Origin of the sequence: Streptomyces sp. A0958 (assembly GCF_004795035.1) — a bacterium.
Taxonomy (GTDB): domain Bacteria; phylum Actinomycetota; class Actinomycetes; order Streptomycetales; family Streptomycetaceae; genus Streptomyces.
Genome location: NZ_SSBK01000014.1, coordinates 110523 through 130655, shown reverse-complemented (window position 1 = coordinate 130655; position 20133 = coordinate 110523). Strand labels below are relative to the sequence as shown.

Annotated in this window: 18 protein-coding genes and 6 tRNA genes; 15 read left to right on the top strand and 9 right to left on the bottom strand. The window is 72.5% G+C overall.

All coding sequences use genetic code 11. The annotated features are described in order from the left end of the window. The first annotated feature begins 54 nt into the window (after positions 1–54). The 6 genes from E6P78_RS16720 (at position 55) to E6P78_RS16695 (ending at position 9254) form a co-directional block, all read left to right on the top strand. Complete coding sequence (locus E6P78_RS16720) at positions 55–912, top strand: MetQ/NlpA family ABC transporter substrate-binding protein (RefSeq protein ID WP_136204385.1); 858 nt, start codon at positions 55–57, stop codon at positions 910–912. Positions 913–1014: 102 nt separating this feature from the next. After that, a complete protein-coding gene (locus tag E6P78_RS16715) occupies positions 1015–1692 on the top strand; it encodes a GNAT family N-acetyltransferase (RefSeq protein ID WP_136204384.1) in 678 nt (225 codons plus the stop codon). Between the two features lie 116 nt (positions 1693–1808). After that, entirely contained in the window at positions 1809–3047 is a 1239-nt protein-coding gene (cbiE, locus tag E6P78_RS16710; protein ID WP_136204383.1) for a precorrin-6y C5,15-methyltransferase (decarboxylating) subunit CbiE, read from the top strand. 332 nt (positions 3048–3379) lie between these two features. Next, positions 3380–6865, top strand: coding sequence for a nicotinate-nucleotide--dimethylbenzimidazole phosphoribosyltransferase (gene cobT, locus E6P78_RS16705; protein WP_136204382.1), 3486 nt, complete (start codon positions 3380–3382; stop codon positions 6863–6865). 256 nt (positions 6866–7121) lie between these two features. Continuing rightward, positions 7122–8372, top strand: coding sequence for a uroporphyrinogen-III C-methyltransferase (gene cobA / locus E6P78_RS16700; protein ID WP_136204381.1), 1251 nt, complete (start codon positions 7122–7124; stop codon positions 8370–8372). 63 nt (positions 8373–8435) lie between these two features. Then, positions 8436–9254 (top strand): RNA methyltransferase, encoded by an 819-nt coding sequence (locus tag E6P78_RS16695; protein WP_136204380.1) that lies wholly within the window; start codon positions 8436–8438, stop codon positions 9252–9254. A gap of 12 nt (positions 9255–9266) precedes the next feature. Here E6P78_RS16695 and E6P78_RS16690 read toward each other — a convergent pair whose 3' ends face one another. Then, complete coding sequence (locus tag E6P78_RS16690; RefSeq protein WP_136204379.1) at positions 9267–10556, bottom strand: serine/threonine-protein kinase; 1290 nt, start codon at positions 10554–10556, stop codon at positions 9267–9269. A gap of 636 nt (positions 10557–11192) precedes the next feature. Between E6P78_RS16690 and E6P78_RS16680 the strand changes: the two genes are divergently transcribed. Next, a complete protein-coding gene (locus E6P78_RS16680) occupies positions 11193–11402 on the top strand; it encodes a hypothetical protein (RefSeq protein WP_136204378.1) in 210 nt (69 codons plus the stop codon). 392 nt (positions 11403–11794) lie between these two features. Here E6P78_RS16680 and E6P78_RS16675 read toward each other — a convergent pair. The 5 genes from E6P78_RS16675 to E6P78_RS16655 form a co-directional block, all read right to left on the bottom strand. Next, a tRNA-Val gene (locus E6P78_RS16675) sits at positions 11795–11869 on the bottom strand. 22 nt (positions 11870–11891) lie between these two features. Then, positions 11892–11963: transfer RNA gene (locus E6P78_RS16670), tRNA-Val, on the bottom strand. A 36-nt stretch (positions 11964–11999) separates the two neighbouring features. After that, positions 12000–12071, bottom strand: a tRNA-Val gene (locus E6P78_RS16665). Between the two features lies 1 nt (position 12072). Next, positions 12073–12146: transfer RNA gene (locus E6P78_RS16660), tRNA-Cys, on the bottom strand. Positions 12147–12183: 37 nt separating this feature from the next. Then, a tRNA-Gly gene (locus E6P78_RS16655) sits at positions 12184–12256 on the bottom strand. Positions 12257–12418: 162 nt separating this feature from the next. Between E6P78_RS16655 and E6P78_RS16650 the strand changes: the two genes are divergently transcribed. From E6P78_RS16650 to E6P78_RS16640, 3 genes are all read left to right on the top strand, one after another. Beyond that, a complete protein-coding gene (locus E6P78_RS16650) occupies positions 12419–13456 on the top strand; it encodes a chorismate-binding protein (protein WP_136204425.1) in 1038 nt (345 codons plus the stop codon). After that, positions 13453–14274 carry an aminodeoxychorismate lyase gene (locus tag E6P78_RS16645; protein WP_136204377.1) on the top strand — a complete coding sequence of 274 codons (822 nt, stop codon included), beginning with the start codon at positions 13453–13455 and terminating at the stop codon, positions 14272–14274. The genes E6P78_RS16650 and E6P78_RS16645 overlap by 4 nt, the downstream gene beginning before the upstream one ends. 75 nt (positions 14275–14349) lie before the next feature. Further along, positions 14350–15186, top strand: coding sequence for a GNAT family N-acetyltransferase (locus tag E6P78_RS16640; protein WP_136204376.1), 837 nt, complete (start codon positions 14350–14352; stop codon positions 15184–15186). Between the two features lie 32 nt (positions 15187–15218). Here the strand turns inward: E6P78_RS16640 and E6P78_RS16635 are convergent, their stop codons facing one another. Beyond that, positions 15219–15734, bottom strand: coding sequence for a DsbA family protein (locus E6P78_RS16635; RefSeq protein WP_136204375.1), 516 nt, complete (start codon positions 15732–15734; stop codon positions 15219–15221). A 156-nt stretch (positions 15735–15890) separates the two neighbouring features. On the opposite strand from E6P78_RS16635, the gene E6P78_RS16630 reads away from it, so the two are divergent. The 3 genes from E6P78_RS16630 (at position 15891) to E6P78_RS32780 (ending at position 18046) form a co-directional block, all read left to right on the top strand. Further along, positions 15891–16352: a hypothetical protein gene (locus E6P78_RS16630; RefSeq protein WP_136204374.1), complete on the top strand. Its 462-nt coding sequence runs from the start codon at positions 15891–15893 to the stop codon at positions 16350–16352. Between the two features lie 397 nt (positions 16353–16749). After that, positions 16750–17721, top strand: a complete 972-nt coding sequence (locus tag E6P78_RS16625) for an acetylxylan esterase (RefSeq protein WP_136204373.1) — start codon at positions 16750–16752, stop codon at positions 17719–17721. Positions 17722–17890: 169 nt separating this feature from the next. Then, positions 17891–18046: a hypothetical protein gene (locus tag E6P78_RS32780; protein WP_018551415.1), complete on the top strand. Its 156-nt coding sequence runs from the start codon at positions 17891–17893 to the stop codon at positions 18044–18046. A gap of 4 nt (positions 18047–18050) precedes the next feature. Here E6P78_RS32780 and E6P78_RS16620 read toward each other — a convergent pair whose 3' ends face one another. After that, a complete protein-coding gene (locus E6P78_RS16620; RefSeq protein ID WP_136204372.1) occupies positions 18051–18626 on the bottom strand; it encodes a CGNR zinc finger domain-containing protein in 576 nt (191 codons plus the stop codon). 271 nt (positions 18627–18897) lie between these two features. Beyond that, a complete protein-coding gene (locus E6P78_RS16615; protein ID WP_003959770.1) occupies positions 18898–19311 on the bottom strand; it encodes an SsgA family sporulation/cell division regulator in 414 nt (137 codons plus the stop codon). A 189-nt stretch (positions 19312–19500) separates the two neighbouring features. Between E6P78_RS16615 and E6P78_RS16610 the strand changes: the two genes are divergently transcribed. Next, entirely contained in the window at positions 19501–19992 is a 492-nt protein-coding gene (locus E6P78_RS16610; protein WP_136204371.1) for a TIGR02611 family protein, read from the top strand. A 54-nt stretch (positions 19993–20046) separates the two neighbouring features. Beyond that, a tRNA-Val gene (locus E6P78_RS16605) sits at positions 20047–20118 on the top strand. The last annotated feature ends 15 nt before the right edge of the window (positions 20119–20133 follow it).

The window sequence follows — 20133 nt, the reverse complement described above, 5'->3', positions numbered from 1 at the left end:
GCCCGCACTCCTTGTCCGGGCGCACCACCATCACCACCGAAAGAGGCACTTTTCGTGCGTAACACCAGCAAGTACACCGCCGCTGCCGCCGCGACCGCCGCCCTCGCCTTCGGCCTCACCGCCTGCGGCACGGACTCCGACCCGGCGTCCAAGAGCGGCACCGCCGCCGACAGCTCCAAGGCCCTCGTCGTCGCCGCGTCCCCGACGCCGCACGCCGACATCCTCGGCTTCGTCAAGAAGAACCTGGCCGAGAAGGCCGGCCTCAAGCTGGAGGTCAAGGAGTTCACGGACTACGTCCTGCCGAACACCGCCACCGAGACCGGCCAGGTCGACGCCAACTTCTTCCAGCACCAGCCCTACCTGGACGACTTCAACCAGAAGAACGACACCCATCTGGTCTCCGTCGGCACCGTCCACCTGGAACCCCTCGGCCTCTATTCCAAGAAGGTCAAGGGCCTCGACGGCATCAAGTCCGGCCAGACCATCGCCGTCCCCAACGACACCACCAACGAGGGCCGCGCGCTCCAGCTGCTCGCCGAGAACGGCCTCATCACCCTCAAGGACGGCGTCGGCACCAGCGCCAAGCTGAGCGACATCACCGACAAGAAGGGCCTGAAGTTCAAGGAGCTGGAGGCCGCCACGGTCCCGCGCGCCCTGAACGACGTGGACGCCGCCGTCATCAACGGCAACTACGCCATCGAGGCCAAGCTCAAGCCGGCGAAGGACGCTCTCGTCCTGGAGAAGGCCGACGGCAACCCGTACGCCAACATCATCGCGGTGAAGAAGGGCAACGAGAAGGACGCCCGCGTCCAGAAGCTCGTGAAGCTCCTCCACTCCGACGAGGTCAAGAAGTTCATCGAGGACACCTACCAGGGCTCGGTCATCCCGGCCTTCGGCGACACCAAGTCCTGACCTGCGCACGGCACTTGCCCGACGAGCCCCGCACACCCCGCCCGGGGGGTGCGGGGCTCCGCCGTACCGACCCGGCCATGCACGCCCTCCCCCCGATGCTGCATGCTGTGCATTTACACGGTCTTCGGCATGGAGCTGCGCATGACTTCCACCTTCCCGGACATCTCCATCAGCACGGACCGGTTGGTGCTGCGCCCATTCGACATGGCGGACATTCCCGCGTACATCGAGATGATGAACGACGAGCTCGTCACGGCCTGGACCGACGCCCCCCACCCCTACACGCGGACCGACGCCGAACGCTGGGTGCGCAGGATCGCTCCTGCACACCGCACCAAGGGCGACGGAATCGCCCTGGCCGTCACCGAGTTCCTCACCCAGCGCCTCGTCGGCTCGGTACGCCTGCACCACACCGACTGGCGCACCCTCGCCACCGAGGCCGACTACATCACCGCCCCCTGGGCCCGCGGCGAGGGATACGCCACCGAGTCCGTCCTCGCCCTCGCCCAGTGGATCTTCCGCGACCAGGGCTTCGAGCGGATCGAACTGCGCACCGCCGCCGACAACACCGCCTCCCAGCAGGTCGCGCAGAAGCTCGGCTGCATCAGCGAGGGCGTCCTGCGCAACGCCCGTATAGCGCGCTCACAGACCGAGGACGGAGGCTGGACCGACATCAGGACCGATCTGATCGTCTGGGGCCTGCTCCCCGAGGACCTCGAAGGCGTCGCCGAACAGCTCGCCGACGCCGGCGGGTACGGCACGTACAACGACTGGAACTGACCGGCACGGGGCCTCGGGGGGCTCTCGCCGCCCCGGCGGGGACCGGGTAACCTCACCCTGCCCGCTCCCGGGTACCCCGCCCCCGCCTGCGACGACTCCAGGAGAATGACACCAAGATGGCCGACCGGGTCACAGTGATCGGCTGGGACGGCTCACCGCTGACCAGAGCGGCCACCGCCGCACTCTCGGCCGCCACCCTGGTGGCCGGCGCCGCCCACCACCTCGCACTGCCGGAAGTGCCCCGGGACGCGGAACGCATCCGCCTCGGCTCGATCGACCTCGCCGCCCGCCGGATCGCCGGCCACCGCGGCAGCGCCGTCGTCCTCGCCGACGGCGACCCCGGCTTCTTCGGCGTCGTCCGCACCCTGCGCGCCCCCGAATACGGCCTGGAGGTCGAGGTGGTCCCGGCCGTCTCCTCCGTCGCCACCGCATTCGCCCGGGCCGGCATGCCGTGGGAGGACGCCCAGACGGTCGTCGCCCACCCCCGCACCCTGCGCCGCGCCGTGAACGTCTGCCGCGCCCACCACAAGGTCGCCGTCCTCACCTCGCCCGGCGCGGGCCCCGCCGAACTCGCCCTGCTCCTGGAAGGCGTGCACCGCACCTTCGTCATCTGCGAGGAACTGGGCACCGACCGCGAACAGGTCACCGTCGTCACCTCCGACACGGCCGCCGACCACGTCTGGCGCGACCCCAACGTCGTCATCGTCATCGGCGGCGGCCCCGAGCGGCAGGCCGAGGGCGCCTGGATCGCCGGCCGCCACCCCGCCCACCCCCTGGGCGTACGAGGCTGGGCCCTGCCCGCCGACGCCTACCAGGACACCGGCGCCCGCCCGGCGGGGGAGAGCGGCGAGGGCGAGGGCCCGGTTTTGCGCGCCGCCCAGCTCGCCCACCTCGGCCCCCGCACCGGCGACCTCCTCTGGGACATCGGCTCCGGCGGCGGCGCCCTGGCCGTGGAGGCGGCCCGGTTCGGCGCGGCGGTCCTGGCCGTGGACAGCGACCCCGCCGCCTGCGCCCGCACCACCGCGGCCGCCCGCGCCTTCGGCGTCCAGCTCCAGGTCGTCGAGGGCCGCGCCCCGCACGTACTGGAACGGCTGCCCGAACCCGATGTCGTACGCATCGGAGGCGGCGGCGTCCCCGTCGTCACCGCCGTGGCCGACCGCCGCCCGGAGCGGATCGTCACCCACGCCTCCACCCGCGACGAGGCCGAGGCCCTGGGCGCCGCCCTGGCCGGAAACGGCTATACGGTCGCCTGCTCGCTCCTCCAGTCCGTCGAACTCGACACGTCCGCATGGTCGGAGCGCGAACGCACGGTCGTGTTTCTGCTGTCCGCACTGCGTTCGGACCTTGCCCCCTGACCCGTCCGGACACGGTGCGAGGTAGGCTGGCCGATCGTCGCACCGCTCCGGGATGTTCGTCGCTTCGTTCATCAATGTCCGGAAAAGGGGACCGTTTTGGCCCTCGCTGTGGTACGGCAGAACCCTGGGACGCGCAACGTGGCGCAGTCCACAGTGAGCCGTGGCGAAATGACCTGCCGCGGCAACGAACGACCGCGAGAATGCAGGATGTCCGCGACCGATTCGTGCCGCGCGGCGCGCCAGCTCGTTCCACTGGACGAGTACCGGCGTGCCGTGTTCGGGCGTCCCGGGCGAAGGGCCGAAGGAGCACTGACGATGGGCGAGGGGAACGCATGAGTGACACCGGCCGGGTTCCGGGTGAGGGACTGCCGGAGAACGCAGGCATGGTGGAGCAGCCGGGAGCCCCCGCCCCCGACTCCTACACCTACCTCGAACCCTCCGCACACACACCCGAGGACGACGACCTCCTGCTGATGCCGAGCGCGCAGGGCGCCTGGGGCGAGCCCCAGCCCGCCCCGGCCCCCGGCCACTTCGTGGACGGTACGGCCGGGCAGGGCGTCCACCAGCCGGCGCAGGCCCCGCAGCCGCACGCCCAGGGCCCCGTCCAGCTCCAGGAGCAGGTCCCGGCGTACGCGATGCAGCAGGCCGCCGCCGAGCCGCTGCCGGAGACCGGCCGGGGCACCCACGAGTCCGGCACCCACGAGTCCGGTGGCCGCGATTCCGGCTCCGTCGACCTCGGTGCCGTACGCGTTACCGCCCCCGCCCCCGCCGCCCCGCAGCCCCAGGCCACCGTGCGCCGCCCGCTGCACCGCGGCCCGGCCTCGCCCGAGCCGTCCTACGGCGGTACGTCGGGCGTCGGCGTGGTCCGCTCGCTCGCCGACCGCGGCCCGGCCGGAGCGCCGCAGGCGCAGGCGCAGGCTCCCGCCCCGTCGCCCGCCCGCCATGCGGGCCCGGCGACCGCCGAACCCGAGTACTTCGAGGTCCCGTCCGACGAGCAGGCGCGGCTCCCGGGCCCCCAGCTCGGCGAGATCCCGCCGCAGAACGCCCACCAGTGGACGGCCCCGGAGCCCGTGACCCCGGCCCCCGCAGCAGAAACGGTCGTCCCGGAACCGGTGGCCGCCGACGCGGCGGAGGAGCCGGCCGCGGTGGTGGAAGCAGCCGCGGCGGTGGCCGCACCCGTGGATCAGCCGGTCGTGGCCGAGGCGCCGGCGTCCGAGGACGCGATGGCGGCGGTCGCGGAGCCGGCCCCCGTGCAGGAGGCCGCGCCCGCTCTCGTGTCGGCGCCCGCGGCCCCCGCCCCGGTGGCCGAGCAGTCGATACAGCCCGAGGCGGTGGTCCCGGCGCCGGTCGCCGAGCCCGCGGCCACGGAGCCGGAGCCCGAGCAGGGGCCCGAGGTCATCGAGACCCCGGACCTCAGCGACGAGGCGGTGCCGGCGGAGCCCGTACAGGCGGAGGTGCCGGCCGCGGCGGAGCGGGTACAGGAGCCGGAAGCGCCGACCACGCCGGCCGCCGCCCCGGAGCCGGTGGCCGGGGCCCCGACTGCTGCTGAGGTCCCGGAGACGACGGGGGCACCGGAGGCCGCTGAGGGCGCTGAGGCGCCGGTGGCTGCTGAGGTCATCGGGTCTCCTGAGGCTGCTGAGGTCGTCGGGTTTCCTGAGGCTGCTGAGCCCATCGAGGCCGCGGTGACGCCTGAGGCCGCCGCAGCTCCTGTGGCCGCCGAGACCACCGAGTTTCCGGAGGCCACGGCTTCCCCGGAGGTCGCGGTTTCTGCTGAGGCCACTGTTTCTGCCGAGGCCACGGTTTCTGTTGATGTCGCCGGAACGGCTGGACCCGCCGAGGTCACCGGGTCCCCCGAGACCACCGAGCTCAACGAGCCCACCCCGGCCCCGCAGCCCGCAGAGGTCTCCACAGAAGTTCCCGAAGAAGCTCCCGAGGTCGCCGAGGCCCCCGCCGTCCCGGAGGCACTTGCCGCCCCCGAGGCCCCGGAGGCTCCCCGGACCGAAGAGGCTGGGCCCGACTCCGAATCCGAACCCGAGCCCGAATCCGGCTCCAATGAGGCGGGGCCGGAAGAGATGCCTGTCGCCTCGCCGCCCGCACCGGGGTACGACGACGCCGAGCGCGAGGCCGTCCTGCGTGTGATGCGGGAGCGCCGCGACATCCGTAACGGCTTCCGCAGCGACCCCATCCCGCACGAGGTGCTGCTGCGCGTCCTGGAAGCGGCGCACACCGCGCCCAGCGTGGGGCACTCGCAGCCGTGGGACTTCGTCGTCATCCGGTCCGCGGAGACGCGCCGCTCGATGCACGAGCTGGCGCAGCAGCAGCGGGACGCGTACGCCAAGTCGCTGCCGAAGGCCCGGGCGAAGCAGTTCAAGGAACTGAAGATCGAGGCGATCCTCGACACACCGGTCAACATCGTGGTCACCGCGGACCCGACGCGGGGCGGCCGCCACACGCTGGGCCGGCACACGCAGCCGCAGATGGCTCCGTACTCCTCGGCGCTGGCCGTGGAGAACCTGTGGCTGGCGGCACGCGCGGAAGGCCTCGGGGTCGGCTGGGTGAGCTTCTTCGACGAGCGCGAGATGGTGCGGGCGCTGGGGCTGCCGGAGCAGCTGGAGGTCGTGGCGTACCTGTGCGTGGGGTACGTGGACGAGTTCCCGGAGGACCCCGAGCTGATGCAGGCGGGCTGGTCGAAGAGGCGTCCGCTGTCGTGGGTCGTGCACGAGGAGACGTACGGTCGCCGCGCGCTGCCCGGCGAGGCGCCGCACGACCTGCTCCAGGAGACGATCGCCAACATCCGGCCGCTGGACGCCAAGGCGCTGGGCGAGGCGTGGGAGCGCCAGAAGCGGATGACCAAGCCGGCCGGTGCGCTCGGCATGCTGGAGATCATCTCGGCGCAGCTCGCGGGACTGTCCCGGATGTGCCCGCCGCCGATCCCCGAGCCCGCGGCCGTCGCGGTCTTCGCGGGCGACCACGGGGTGCACGCGCAGGGCGTCACGGCGTGGCCGCAGGAGGTCACGGGCCAGATGATCGCGAACATGCTCGGCGGCGGCGCGGTCTGCAACGCCTTCGCGGCGCAGGTCGGCGCCGAGGTGTGCGTGGTCGACGTCGGCGCGGTGGCGGACCTGCCCGCGACGCCGGGTCTGCTGCCCCGCAAGGTGCGGGCCGGCACTGCGGACTTCACGACGGGGCCCGCGCTCACCCGCGAGGAGGTCCACGCGGCGATCGAGGTGGGCATCGAGACCGCCCGCGATCTGGTAGCGGCCGGCAACAAGGCCCTGCTGACGGGCGAGATGGGCATCGCCAACACGACGGCGTCGGCGGCGCTGATCTGTGTGTACACGGGGATGGACCCGGCCGAGGTGACGGGCCGGGGCACGGGCATCAACGACGAGATGCACGCGCGCAAGATCGACGTGGTGCGCCGCGCCCTCGAACTGCACCAGCCGGACCCGGCGGACCCGATCGGCGTGCTGGCGGCCGTCGGGGGCCTGGAGCACGCGGCGATGGCCGGGTTCCTCCTGGGCGGGGCGTCGCTCCGTACGCCGGTGATCCTCGACGGCGTGAGCGCGGGAGCGGCCGCCCTGGTGGCCCGTGCGATCGCCCCGGAGGCCCTGGCGGCATGCATCGCGGGCCACCGCAGCGCCGAGCCCGGCCACGTGGCCGCCCTCAACAAGCTGGGCCTGCGCCCCCTGGTCGACCTCGACCTCCGCCTCGGCGAGGGAACCGGCGCCCTGCTGGCCCTGCCGATCGTGCAGAGCGCGGCCCGCGCGATGCACGAGGTGGCAACGTTCGACTCGGCGGGCGTAACTGAGAAGTAGCGGACACCCCGCTCCTCAAGCGTCGGCGGAGATCCAGCCCCTCCGGCGCTTGAGGAGCGGGGTCCGGGGCGGAGCCCCGGTTACGGGCAGGGGCGGGGAGGGTACAAGCCCGCCGCTGGCGCCCACCCCCGCACCCACCAAGCCCCGCACCCCACCCCCCGCCCCGCCCACCCCGTATCGTGAACCCCGCACGTCACAGCCGCTCCACCGCCGCAGCGGCCGCGCACCCCGCATCGCACGAGGAGCCCGCACCGCCATGGCCGAGCACGCCGATCGCCCCGCTTACCCCGTCGGACTGCGCCTGAGCGGGCGCCGCGTAGTCGTCGTCGGTGGCGGCCAGGTCGCGCAGCGCCGTCTCCCCGCCCTCATCGCGGCCGGAGCCGACATCGTCCTCGTGTCCCCCTCCGCCACCGCGTCCGTCGAGGCGATGGCCGACGCCGGTGAGATCCGCTGGGAGCGCCGCCCGTACGCCGACGGCGACCTCACCGACACCTGGTACGCGCTCATCGCGACCGACGACCCGGTGGCCAACGACGCCGCCTCCGCCGAGGCCGAGCGCACCCGTACCTGGTGCGTCCGCAGCGACGACGCGGAAGCCGCCACCGCCTGGACCCCGGCCACCGGCCGCAGCGAGGGCGTGACCGTCGCCGTGCTCACCGCCGGCGCGCACGGCCGCGACCCGCGCCACTCGGCGGCCGTCCGCGACGCGATCGTCGAGGGCCTGCGCGACGGCAGCATCGCCGCCCCGCACCACCGCACCCGGACCGCCGGCGTCGCCCTGGTCGGCGGCGGGCCCGGCGACCCCGACCTGATCACCGTCCGCGGCCGCCGCCTCCTCGCCGAGGCGGACGTCGTCATCGCCGACCGGCTCGGCCCGCGCGACCTGCTGGACGAACTCCCGCCGCACGTCGAGGTGATCGACGCCGCGAAGATCCCGTACGGGCGCTACATGGCGCAGGAGGCCATCAACAACGCCCTGATCGAGCACGCCAAGGCGGGCAAGGCGGTCGTCCGGCTCAAGGGCGGCGACCCGTTCGTCTTCGGCCGGGGCATGGAGGAGGCGCAGGCGCTCGCCGCCGAGGGCATCCCGTGCACGGTCGTCCCCGGTATCTCCAGTTCGATCTCGGTGCCCGGCGCGGCCGGTATCCCCGTCACCCACCGAGGCGTCGCCCACGAATTCACCGTGGTCAGCGGCCACGTCGCCCCCGACGACGAGCGTTCGCTGGTCGACTGGGAGGCCGTCGCCCGGCTGCGCGGCACGCTGGTGCTCCTGATGGCCGTCGACAAGATCGGGGCCATCGCGCGCGCGCTCGTCGAACACGGCAGGTCCCCCGAGACCCCGGTCGCCCTCGTCCAGGAAGGGACGACGGCCGCCCAGCGCCGCGTCGACGCGACCCTCGCGACCGTCGCCGAGCGCGTGGCCGCCGAGGACGTCCGCCCGCCCGCAGTCATCGTCATCGGCGACGTCGTCGCGGTCGGCCCGGCCACCGCACCGACCGCCAGGTAACCAGCGGTAACGGATCTCCTCCAGACCGTTGGCACCACACACCGGACAAGGCAGTATCAAACCGTGGCTGATCTCATCACCGTCGACGACCCCGACGACCCCCGCCTGAGCGACTACACCGGCCTGACCGATGTGGAACTCCGGCGCAGACGGGAGCCCGCCGAGGGCCTCTTCATCGCCGAGGGGGAGAAGGTGATCAGACGCGCCCGGCACGCCGGGTACGAGATGCGCTCCATGCTGCTCTCGGCGAAGTGGATCGACCTGATGCGCGACGTCATCGACGAGGTCCCGGCCCCCGTGTACGCGGTCAGCCCGGAGCTCGCCGAGCGCGTCACCGGCTACCACGTGCACCGCGGCGCCCTCGCCTCCATGCAGCGCAAGCCCCTGCCGACCGCCGACGAACTGCTGCGCACCGCCCGCCGGGTGGTCGTCATGGAGGCCGTCAACGACCACACCAACATCGGGGCGATCTTCCGCAGCGCCGCCGCCCTCGGCATGGACGCCGTCCTGCTCTCCCCGGACTGCGCCGACCCGCTGTACCGGCGTTCCGTCAAGGTCTCGATGGGCGCGGTCTTCTCCGTCCCGTACGCCCGACTCGACACCTGGCCCAAGGCCCTGGAGACCGTACGCGAGGCCGGTTTCACGCTGCTCGCGCTGACCCCCGACGAGAAGGCCAGCAGCATCGAGGAGGCGGCGCCGCACCGGATGGACCAGGTGGCCCTGATGCTCGGCGCCGAGGGCGACGGCCTCTCCACCCAGGCCCTCGTCGCCGCCGACGAGTGGGTACGCATCCCGATGGCCCACGGCGTGGACTCACTGAACGTCGGCGCCGCCGCAGCGGTCGCCTTCTACGCGGTGGCGACGGGCCGCCCGGAAAGCTAGAACCGGACCCCGCTACCGGTCCTGCGCCTGGCTCTGACCCCCGCCGTGGCCGAGGTCCGCGCCCAGGCCCCGGGCCGGACCCTGGCAGCCCTGCGCCGCCGCGATCCCCAGCGCCACCAGCAGCGTCACCACCACGAAGACGACGAGCCGCTGCCGCAGCAGCCGGGGGTTGGCCGGGCGCCGGCCGGTCGAGGTCGTCCGGGTCCCCGGTCGCGTACGCGGCCTGCCGTTCGTCCCGTTGGTGCCCTGCGGACGCCTGCCGGGACGGGTCGCCCCGCGCGGCGGCTGCTGCGACGGACGCCCGCCGCCGGTGCGGGACGGGGCTGGACGCGACGACGGCCGGTTCTGCGGACGCGTCCCGGGAGCGGGACCGGCGGCCCGGCGGGTCTGCTGCTCCGTGTACGGGCCGTCCAGACGGCCGGTCGGCCGGTCCGCCTCCTGCGCCGAACGCTGGACGGGTGGCCGGCTCTCGTGCAGCCCCTGGGCCTCCCGCGCCGCGATCTCCTTGAGCCGCATCGACAGCTGGAGCGTGCTCGGGCGCTCCTCAGGGTCCTTCGCCAGACAGGCGCTCAGCAGAGGCGCGAGCGCGTCGTGCACGTCGAACAGCTGAGGCTCCTCGTGCACCACGCGGTAGAGCATGACCTCGGAACTTCCGTGCCCGAAGGGGGAGTCGGCCATCGCCGCGTACGCCAGTGTGGCCCCGAGCGAGAAGACGTCCGTCGCGGGGGTCACCGCCGCGCCCCGGACCTGCTCGGGGGCGAGGAAGCCGGGCGAGCCCACCGCCGTACCGACGTGCGTCAGCGTGGAGGCGCCCGTCGCCCAGGCGATCCCGAAGTCGATGATCCGGGGGCCCTTGGGGGAGAGGAGGATGTTCGACGGCTTCAGGTCGCGGTGGACGACACCGGCCTCGTGCACCGCCACCAGGCCCTCGGAGAGCGCGGCGCCGATCGAGGCCACCTCGGCGGCCGACAGCGGGCCCTCCTCGGCCACCTTGTCGTGCAACGAGGGGCCCGGCACGTACTGCGTGGCGAACCACGGACGGTCCGCCTCCAGATCGGCGGCCACCAGCCGTGCCGTGCATCCGCCGCGAATCCGGCGGGCGGCGGAGACCTCGCGAGCGAACCGCGAACGGAACTCCTGATCCTCCGCCAGGTCCGGGCGGATCACCTTCAGCGCCACCCGCTGGCCCCGGCGGTCCGAGCCGAGGTAGACGACACCCATCCCGCCGGCCCCGAGCCGCCGGTGCAGCCTGAACGAGCCGACGACACGCGGGTCCTCGCGCCGGAGCCGCATCATCGCCATGTCTGCCCATCCCCGCTGCCTGGTACGCCTGACGAGGCACAGCTTACGTACCCGTCGCCCGGGGCGCTCAGAGGCCGCGCCCTCGCCGGGGATTCGATTGTCAGTACCGGGTGGGAGACGTGAGGAGCGGTCAGGGAGCCGCGCATGCAGGCGCCCCGGGCCGTGCGAGATGTCAAAGGTGGACCGCAGAAGGGGGATTGGATCGGTGGAGGGCGACCGGGCCGAGAGGGTCGTGGACGCCGGCGACACCGTCGGGCCGTACGAGGCGGTGGCCTCCGGGGCCGGCGGCAGGGTGGAGAACGCGGCCCGCCGAAGTGTGGTCGAAGTGAGTGAAGTCACCCCTCCCCATAGCCAATGAGGCCGCGAGAGGCGACCCTGGCGGAATGACCGGTAACCAAGGAGGACGGCACCGCCGAGCATCCCCTCCGGGATGACCCCAACCCTGCGTAGCCCCGTCTCCACCCAGGGGAGTACACCGAGCACTCATGGCTCATCCTCCGGGAGGCCCGGCATTCGGTACGCGGGCATGACGCCGCGCGCCGCCCGAATCCCTAATGTTGAAGTCAAGCGGCGGGCGTCGCACTCGTCCCCCGAGGTCAAACGCCCGCCGCCCCACATCAGGTCAGGAGAGGAATCATGGCGGACACGGCAGCGCGGACCGTCATCCGCACGCGGGGACGCAGGGCTCACGCCGCGTTCGGCAGCCGCCCGTCGTCCGGCACGCGTCACCCGCTGGTGGCGACGGCCATGGTCCTTCCCCTGGCGGCCCTGCTCGTCGTCGTCTTCGGCGGCTGGGAAGCAGTGGTCACACAGGCGTCGTCCGTGGGCGTGATGCTGGGGCGCTGAGCGGCGCCCCGGGTCCGGAAGAGCGGTCCGGACCGGGACATCCGGCCAACAACCCCGTGGGGACGGGGGTGCGGCGGACGGCAGCGTTTGTCCGGTCAGCTGGGGAGCTGACCGGACATCGCGCTGTCCGGGCCCGTTCGCCGGGCACGAATCACCTCGCTGGAACCGGAGTTGGACGTCGAGCACTCGTCGTAGGGTGAACCGACCGTCGGCGGGCGTGCCTTCCGGCGAGGGCGAACCCGTCCGCTCCGGCGCCCGCCTGGGGCGCCCCGCAGCACCACGGCGGGCACCACGGTGACTACCGGCAGAAGAGCTTCGGCCGCATGCTCTTCTCATCCTGACCGGGTGGGGACGACGAAGCCCCGGTCGTCGAGACGACCGGGGCTTCGTGATGGTGCGCGATACTGGGATTGAACCAGTGACCTCTTCCGTGTCAGGGAAGCGCTCTCCCGCTGAGCTAATCGCGCAGGTGACCCTGCGTGTACTGCGTGCGCGATACTGGGATTGAACCAGTGACCTCTTCCGTGTCAGGGAAGCGCTCTCCCGCTGAGCTAATCGCGCGGGGGCCCTTGCGGACCGCCGATCCTTGCGGATCAGTGGACGATACTGGGATTGAACCAGTGACCTCTTCCGTGTCAGGGAAGCGCTCTCCCGCTGAGCTAATCGTCCTTGGAGGTGGAGACGGGATTTGAACCCGTGTAGACGGCTTTGCAGGCCGTTGCCTCGCCTCTCGGCCACTCCACCAGGGGTGGGGGCTCGGGAAGACCCCCCACCTTCTGCGAGCGGACGACCAGGTTCGAACTGGCGACCTCAACCTTGGCAAGGTTGCGCTCTACCAACTGAGCTACGTCCGCTTGTCGTTTCCGGCTCACTCGCGTGTCCCGGCGACGTGTTGAACTCTAGCGGATTCCGGGGCCAGTACAAAAACGCGTTTGTGCAGCGTGCTGAGGTGCACCGCCCCGGCGCAGGTCACCGAGCGCCGACCTAGACTCACCGACGTGCACGACCTCGCTCCCATGGCCCGCTTCGGCGGCCTCGTCGCCTCCGGTCTACGGGATGTGACCAATGATCCCGCCGCCCTCGACTCATCCGGTTTCTGGGCCGTCTGCGCCGGTTTCGAGGGCTCCTTCCTCTGCGCCCGCTTCGACACCGTACGCACCGCCGACGTGCCCGCCCCGGTGCCAGGCGCCTGGCGCGGCCCGGCGGCCGGCGACTGGACCTCCTCGCTCGACCGCGCCGCGTACACGGCGGGGGTGCGGCGCATCCGTGAGTACATCGCGACCGGCGAGGTCTACCAGGCCAACCTCTGCCGCGTGCTGAGCGCCCCGCTGCCCGACCCGGCCGGGGCGGACGTGGACGCCCTCACCGCTCTGCTGGCGCGCGGCAACCCCGCCCCCTACGCAGGAACGATTCGGCTCCCGGCGCACGGCGTCGAGATCGCCACCGCTTCGCCCGAACTGTTCCTGCGCAGGGACGGCCGCACGGTCGAGTCCGGGCCGATCAAGGGCACCGGACGCACCGAGGCGGACCTGCTGGAGAAGGACCACGCCGAGAACGTGATGATCGTCGACCTGGTCCGCAACGACCTGGGCCGGGTCTGCGCCACCGGATCGGTGACCGTCCCCGACCTGTGCGCCGTCGAGAAGCACCCCGGCCTCGTCCACCTCGTCTCCACCGTGCGCGGCCGCCTCGCCGAAGGCGCCGGCTGGCCGGAGATCCTGGCCGCCGCCTTCCCGCCCGGCTCGGTCACCGGAGCCCCCAAGTCCAGCGCGCTGCGGATCATCCGCGAACTGGAGACCGCCCCGCGCGGCCCGTACTGCGGTGGCATCGGCTGGGTGGACGCCGACCGCGCCACCGCCTCGCTCGCCGTCGGCATCCGCACCTTCTGGACCGACCGCACAGGCCCCACCCCCCTCCTGCGCTTCGGCACCGGGGCCGGCATCACCTGGGGCTCCGATCCGGAACGCGAATGGGCGGAGACCGAACTGAAGGCGTCCCGGCTGCTCGCGGTAGCGTCGGGCTCATACGAAGCGACCGGAAGGACCGCACCATGAGGATCTGGGTCAACGGCGAGCTGCACCCTGCCGACGACGCCCGGCTGTCCGTGCTCGACCACGGGCTCACCGTCGGCGACGGCGTCTTCGAGACGCTCCGGGTCTCCCAGGGCCGGCCCTTCGCCCTCACCCGGCACCTGGACCGCCTGACCCGCTCCGCCCGGGGCCTCGGCCTCCCCGCCCCCGACCTGGACGAGGTGCGCCGCGCCTGCACCGCCGTCATCGAGGCCAACCCGGTGGCGCTGGGCCGGCTGCGCATCACCTTCACCGGCGGTGTCTCGCCCCTCGGCTCCGACCGGGGCAACGACGGCCCCGGCCTCTTCGTCGCCCTCGGCGAGGTGAAGCGCCGCCCCGACACCACGGCGGTCGTCACCGTGCCGTGGACGCGTAACGAACGCGGCGCAGTCACCGGCCTCAAGACCACCTCGTACGCGGAGAACGTCGTCGCCCTCGCCCGCGCCCACGAGCAGGGCGCGTCCGAGGCCCTGTTCGCCAACACCGCCGACCGGCTCTGCGAGGGCACCGGTTCGAACGTCTTCGTCGTCCTGGACGGGCAACTCCACACTCCGCCCGTCGCCTCCGGCTGCCTGGCCGGGATCACCCGGGCGCTGGCGGTGGAGTGGACCGGGGCGCAGGAGACCGACCTGCCGTTCGACGTCCTGGACCGGGCCGAGGAGATCTTCCTGACCTCCACCCTGCGCGACGTCCAGGCCGTCCACCGGGTCGACGGCCGCGAACTGCCGGGTGCGCCCGGGCCGGTGACCGCCAAGGCGATGCGCGTCTTCGACGAGCGGGCCGCGGACGACCTCGACCCGTGACGGCGGCGCCCGCCGACCGGTCCGTGGGCGGAAAAACGGGTGACGGGCCCGTGCGCAGGGGATAAAAAACCTCTGATGACGACGACACTGCGGCCGACCGGGCCGATCCAGTCAGGCGCCGACGGCGCACAGCGGCGCACGTACGACGTCTGCGACAACGGCCGCCCCGTCGGTTCCGTCGCGCTCGCCGTCGAGCCGGGGACGGCCGGAGCGACGGGCCTGCTGAGCGCCCTGCGGATCGACGAGGCCGTCCGCAGGCGCGGCAGGGGCACCATCGCGGCGCTGGCCGCCGAGGAAGTCCTGCGCGGCTGGGGCTGCCGCCAGGCGAGCACGGAGGTGGCCGCCGACAACACCGCCGGGCAGCGGCTGGCCGCCGCACTCGGTTACACCGAGCGCAGCCGGAACATGGTCAAGACGCTGCCCGAGCAGCCGCCGGCCCCGGCGGACGGGCTCACCGCGCGCCCGATGACGCCGGAGGAGTTCACCGCCTGGGAGCGCGGGGCGATCGCCTCGTACGCACAGAGCCTGGTGAGCCGCGGCTTCCCGCCGGAGGCGGCGCTGCAGGCGGCCCGCACCTCCCACATCCGGCACCTGCCCGACGGCCTCGCCACCGAGGGGGTGCGGCTGGAGTACCTGATCCACGAGGGCGAAGCGGTGGGGCACGTCTGGGTGGCGCCGTTCGAGATGCACCCCGGTCTGCGGGTCGGCTACGTGTTCGACGTGGAGGTGCACGAGCGGTTCCGGGGGTACGGCTACGGGCGGGCCCTGATGCTCCGGGCCGAGCGGATCGCCCTGGCGGCGGGCGAGCGGAAGCTAGGCCTCCATGTCGTCACGGCCAACACCCCGGCGCTGCGGCTGTACGAGTCGCTGGGCTACGAGCCGACCCAGTACAACCTGGCCAAACCGCTGTAACCCGGCCCGACGCCCCCTGGGACCCCCGGCACTCAGCCCTGCTCGGCGAGCAGCCGGTCGGCGATCTCCTCGATCCGCTCGCGCAGCCCTTCCTGGCTCTTGCCGCCGTCGAGGCGCTCCCCGCCGATCACGTACGTCGGCGTGCCGGTCACCCCGATCGCCTTGCCCTCGGCCTGGTCCGCGTCGACGATCAGCGTGTGACGGCCGTCGATCAGCGCGGTGTCGAACTCCTCGGCCTCCAGACCCAGTTCCCGGGCCACCTCGATCAGCAGCTTCTCGCCGGTGGCCGAGAGGTCGGCGGTGCGCGCGAGGACCGCCTCGATGTACGGCCAACCGCCGCCCTGGGCCACGGCCTCCTCGGCGGCCTGGGCCGCGGCGTACGCGTGCCGGTGCTTCTCCAGGGGGAAGTGCCGCAGCCGTACCTCGATCCGGTCCCCGTACCGGGCCCGCAGGGCGTGCACATCGGTGAGGGCGTGGTGGCAGTCGGGGCACTCGAGTTCGCACCAGATGTCGAGGACGACCGGTGCCGCGGAGGAGGAATCGCTCATGGGGCCAGTCTCGCAGGGTGCGCCGCGCGGCAGCCGCCCGGCACCTGGGGAGGACTCCGGCCCCTGAGATCTCCCTGATGTGGGCCCGGGGCGTGGCCGCCCGCCCGGTGGACGGTGCAGGATGGAAGGGACGTTTCCCCTGCGCCTGGAGGCACGATGCTTGCCGAGACCATTTGTTCCGCGGCGTCCGCGGCGGGCCTGGGCATCGCCGCCGTCACCGCCTACCGCAAGCGGTTCCTCACCGCGACGAGGATCGCCGCCTATGCGCTGGTGCCGGTCGGGCTGGTGCTGACGGGTGTCGTGAAGTGGCTGTCGGACATCGCCTTCAAGCCGAGCGTCTGGCTGGGCTTCGGCGTGCTGGGGCTGGCCTGGCTGCTGTTCATGATCACCCGGGCGATCGAACGCCGGGGCGGCGGCAGCCGCAAGGAACGCAAGGCGGCCGCCCGGGCCGCGCAGGGCGAGGCCGTGGCCCCGGCCGCATCGGCCCCCTCGCTGGGCGCCGGCTCCTCGGCCGACACCGCGCGCTCGCGGCGCAAGCCGGACAAGCAGTCCTCCTCGGCCGGAGCGGGCGAGGACTTCAGCGACATCGAGGCCATCCTGAAGAAGCACGGCATCTGAAGCACGGCGTCCGAAGCACGGCGTCCGGCACGGCGGCGTCTGATGCCAGGAGCCGCCTCTTCCCGTGAGTCCCGTGAGCCCCGCCGCGCCACGCGGCGGGGCTCACGCTCTCTCACCCGGTGAATCGATTCACTAAGATCCTTTGACCCTGCCCCGCGAGGCCGCATAACGTCCCGATGTGCTGTGGACCGGTCCGTTCAGGCCCCACGGCACCAGGGGGCGGGACGCGTGGCGTACGACGGCGGCGGCGACCACGAGCGCCGGGGCGTGGCGCTCCCGCCCGAACGCCCCGTACGCGCCTGCGGTCCCACGCCCCGCTGAGCCCGGCTCGCGGCCCCGGACCTCCTGTACCGCACCAACCTGCCCTTTCCTTCCGCATGCCCGAAACGGAGAAGCCATGGCCTTGTTCGACCTGCCCCTGGACCAGCTGCGCACCTACCGCCCCGCCCTCGATGAGCCGGAGGACTTCGACGCGTTCTGGCAGCGCACCCTCGACGAGGCCGCGGCCCACCCGCTCGACGCCGCGTTCACGCCCTACGACGCCGCGTTGACCGCGGTCGACTCCTACGACGTGTCGTTCGCCGGCTGGGGCGGCCACCGCATATCCGCCTGGCTGAACGTGCCCGCCGGCGCCGACGGCCCCCTGCCGACCGTCGTCCACTACCTCGGCTACGGCGGCGGGCGCGGACTCCCGCTCGACCACCTGGTGTGGCCCGCCGCCGGCTGGGCCACGCTGCTCGTGGACACCCGGGGCCAGGGCGCGGTCAACCACCACTCGGCGGGCTCCACCCCCGACCCGTACGGTGCCGCCAACCCGCAGTCGCCCGGGTTCATGACCAACGGCATCCTCGACCCCGAGACCTACTACTACCGCCGGGTCTTCACCGACGCGGTCCGCGCCGTCGAGGTCGCCCGCAGCCACCCGTCCGTCGACCCCGCCCGCATCGTCGTGAACGGCGCCAGCCAGGGCGGCGGCATCGCCCAGGCCGTGGCGGCCCTCAGCCCGCACGTCAAGGCCGCGTTCGTCGACGTACCGTTCCTGACGCACTACCGCCGGGCCGTCGAGATCACCGACAAGGACCCGTACCAGGAGATCGTCCGCTTCCTGGCCACCCAGCACGGCGCGGAAGCCCAGGTCTTCCGGACCCTGTCGTACTTCGACGGCGTCAGCTTCGCCGCCCGGGCGACCGTGCCCGCCCTCTACTCGGTCGCCCTGATGGACCCCATCTGCCCGCCCTCCACGGTCTTCGCCGCCTACAACCACTGGGCGGGGCCCAAGGAGATCGAGGTCTACCCCTGGAACGGCCACGAGGGCGGCACCACGGTCCACCGCCAGGCCCAGCTGCGGATGCTGCGCGACCTGGCCTGATCCGGCGGGTTCGGCAGGGGGAGCGGGAGGGTGCGGGAAGAGTCCCGAAAATTTACTGGGCGATCGGACGCCGGAGCGATTACGACCGCCCCCGTGACGGGTGAACTCCCGTGACGAAAAGGCATGTTGGTACGCGGCATGGCCTAAACTGAGTCATGATCGTCCCGAAATGGTGGACACCTCTCGGGGCGATGCCCCCGCACCCCCTGGCGAAGAGCCGCGCGGCTGTCTCTTCGCGCTTTCCCAGCCCCCTCTGATGATCTTCCTCACGGTCATCGGCAGCCTGCTGCTGATGGCCGCGTTGCACGATCTCTTCGTGCTGTGAACGGTCAGCCGGCCGCTTCCCTGCGGCGCGCCCGGTACGCCGCCACGTGCAGGCGGTTACCGCAGGTGCGGCTGGAGCAGTAGCGGCGGGAGCGGTTGCGCGAGAGGTCGACGAAGGCGTGCCGGCAGTCCGGCGCCTCGCACCGCCGCAGCCGCTCCGTCTCGCCCGCCACGATGATGAAGGCGAGGGCCATGCCGCAGTCGGCCGCCAGGTGGTCGGCGAGCGAGGCGTCCGGCGAGAAGTAGTGCACGTGCCAGTCGTAGCCGTCGTGGTTACTGAGCTGCGGCGTGGTGCCCGCGGCGGCGACCAGGGCGTTCACGAGGGCGGCGGCGGTCCGGGCGTTCGGCGCGGCGAAGACCTCGGCGAACCGGGCGCGTACGTCGTGCACGGCCCGCAGGTCCTTCTCGTCGAGCTCGCCGACCCCGCTCACCCGGTGGCGCGCGGCGAACGCGTGGAGCGCCGCGGTGTCGCCGAGCCCGTCGGCCGGTGCCCCGCCCCCTTCCGGCTCGCTCTCCGGCGCGGTATTCACCAGATCGACCACCGTGTCGAGGGCGATCCGGGTGTCGTGAGGGATCAGCACGCTTTCGCTCCCTGGCCTCCGGCGGGCGGGCGCCCGCCGATGCCGCTCGACTCTACTGGCTCGGCCGGGGCGCACCGGGGTGTACGGGGGAGTGGGGGAGCGTACGGGGGCGTGCGGGGCCCTCGGCGGGGCCGCCGGGCGCGACGGCGCACACCGGCGCCGGTCACCACGGTGGCTTCCGTGATCACCGGCGCCGGTGCCAGCCGTATGAGGTTGTCCGCGCGACGCCGTCTCCCCGAGTCGGACGGCGTCGTGCAGCTCTCGGCCTGGCTCAGCTCTCGGCCAGGATGTGTGAGAGCTCCGTATCGAGGTCGAAGTGGCGGTGTTCGGTGCCCGGCGGAACCGCGGCGTCGGTCCTCTTCAGGAACGACTCCAGGGCCCTTGCCGGGGCCTCGAGCAGTGCTTCGCCCTCTGGGGAGCTCAGCGCGATACAGACGACGCCCTGGCCGTGACTACGGGATGGCCAGACGCGGACGTCTCCGGTGCCGGTGGGCCGGTGCAGCCCCTCGGCAAGGAGGTCACGGGCGAAAACCCACTCGACCGTCTCCTCCGCTCCGGTGTGGAAGGTGGCGTGCACGGCATACGGATCGGCCGTGTCATACCGCAGGCCCGCGGGTACAGGCAGTGAGGACTCGCTCGACACAACGAGGCGCAGGTGCAGCTCGCAGCTGACCGTGGTGTTCATAAGCGCCAGGGCCTTTCGCTCAGTGTGCGCTCGGGGATTCGCACGTCGGCGAAATCGACATGCCACCTACGGTGGCGTTGTAAACCCCTCTGACCCTTTTGTGATCCTTCAGGTAGCTCGTACAGCGGTGTGTAACTTTGAGTCATGCGGCCATTCCAGTGACGGAAGGCGGTCCGGTAGGTTGAACCCATGAATGCGGAGAGTGACGAGCGGGACGGGTCCGCCGCGGCGGCGGAACCGGCTCCCGCTACGGGGGAAGCGCCCCGCGGTGCGACGGGGGACGTCATACCGGAAGTGACCAAGGAGGACCCGGCGCTCGGCTCCAGGGCGCCCGGCTTCATCAAGGCGTCCAGAGCGCTGCACCTGAGCTGGCAGGTCGGCGTCTTCGTGGTCGGCCTCGCCGTGGTGGTGGCCGGCGTCATCATGCTGCCGCTGCCGGGCCCCGGCTGGCTGGTGATCTTCGGCGGCATGGCGATCTGGGCGACCGAGTTCGTCTGGGCCCAGCTGGTGCTGCGCTGGACCCGGCGCAAGGTCACCGAGGCCGCCCAGCGGGCGCTCGACCCCAAGGTCCGGCGACGCAACATCATCCTCACGGTGACCGGCCTGGTGATCATCGCGGTGCTGGTCGGGATCTACGTGTGGAGGTTCGGGATCGTCATGCCGTGGAAGATCCACGAGTGACCCGCTGATGGTCGTGGGGCGCCGCTGACATGGGGTAATGTTTGGCGTGCGCCGGGGCGATTAGCTCAGTGGGAGAGCGCTTCGTTCACACCGAAGAGGTCACTGGTTCGAACCCAGTATCGCCCACCCCGGACCGACGGC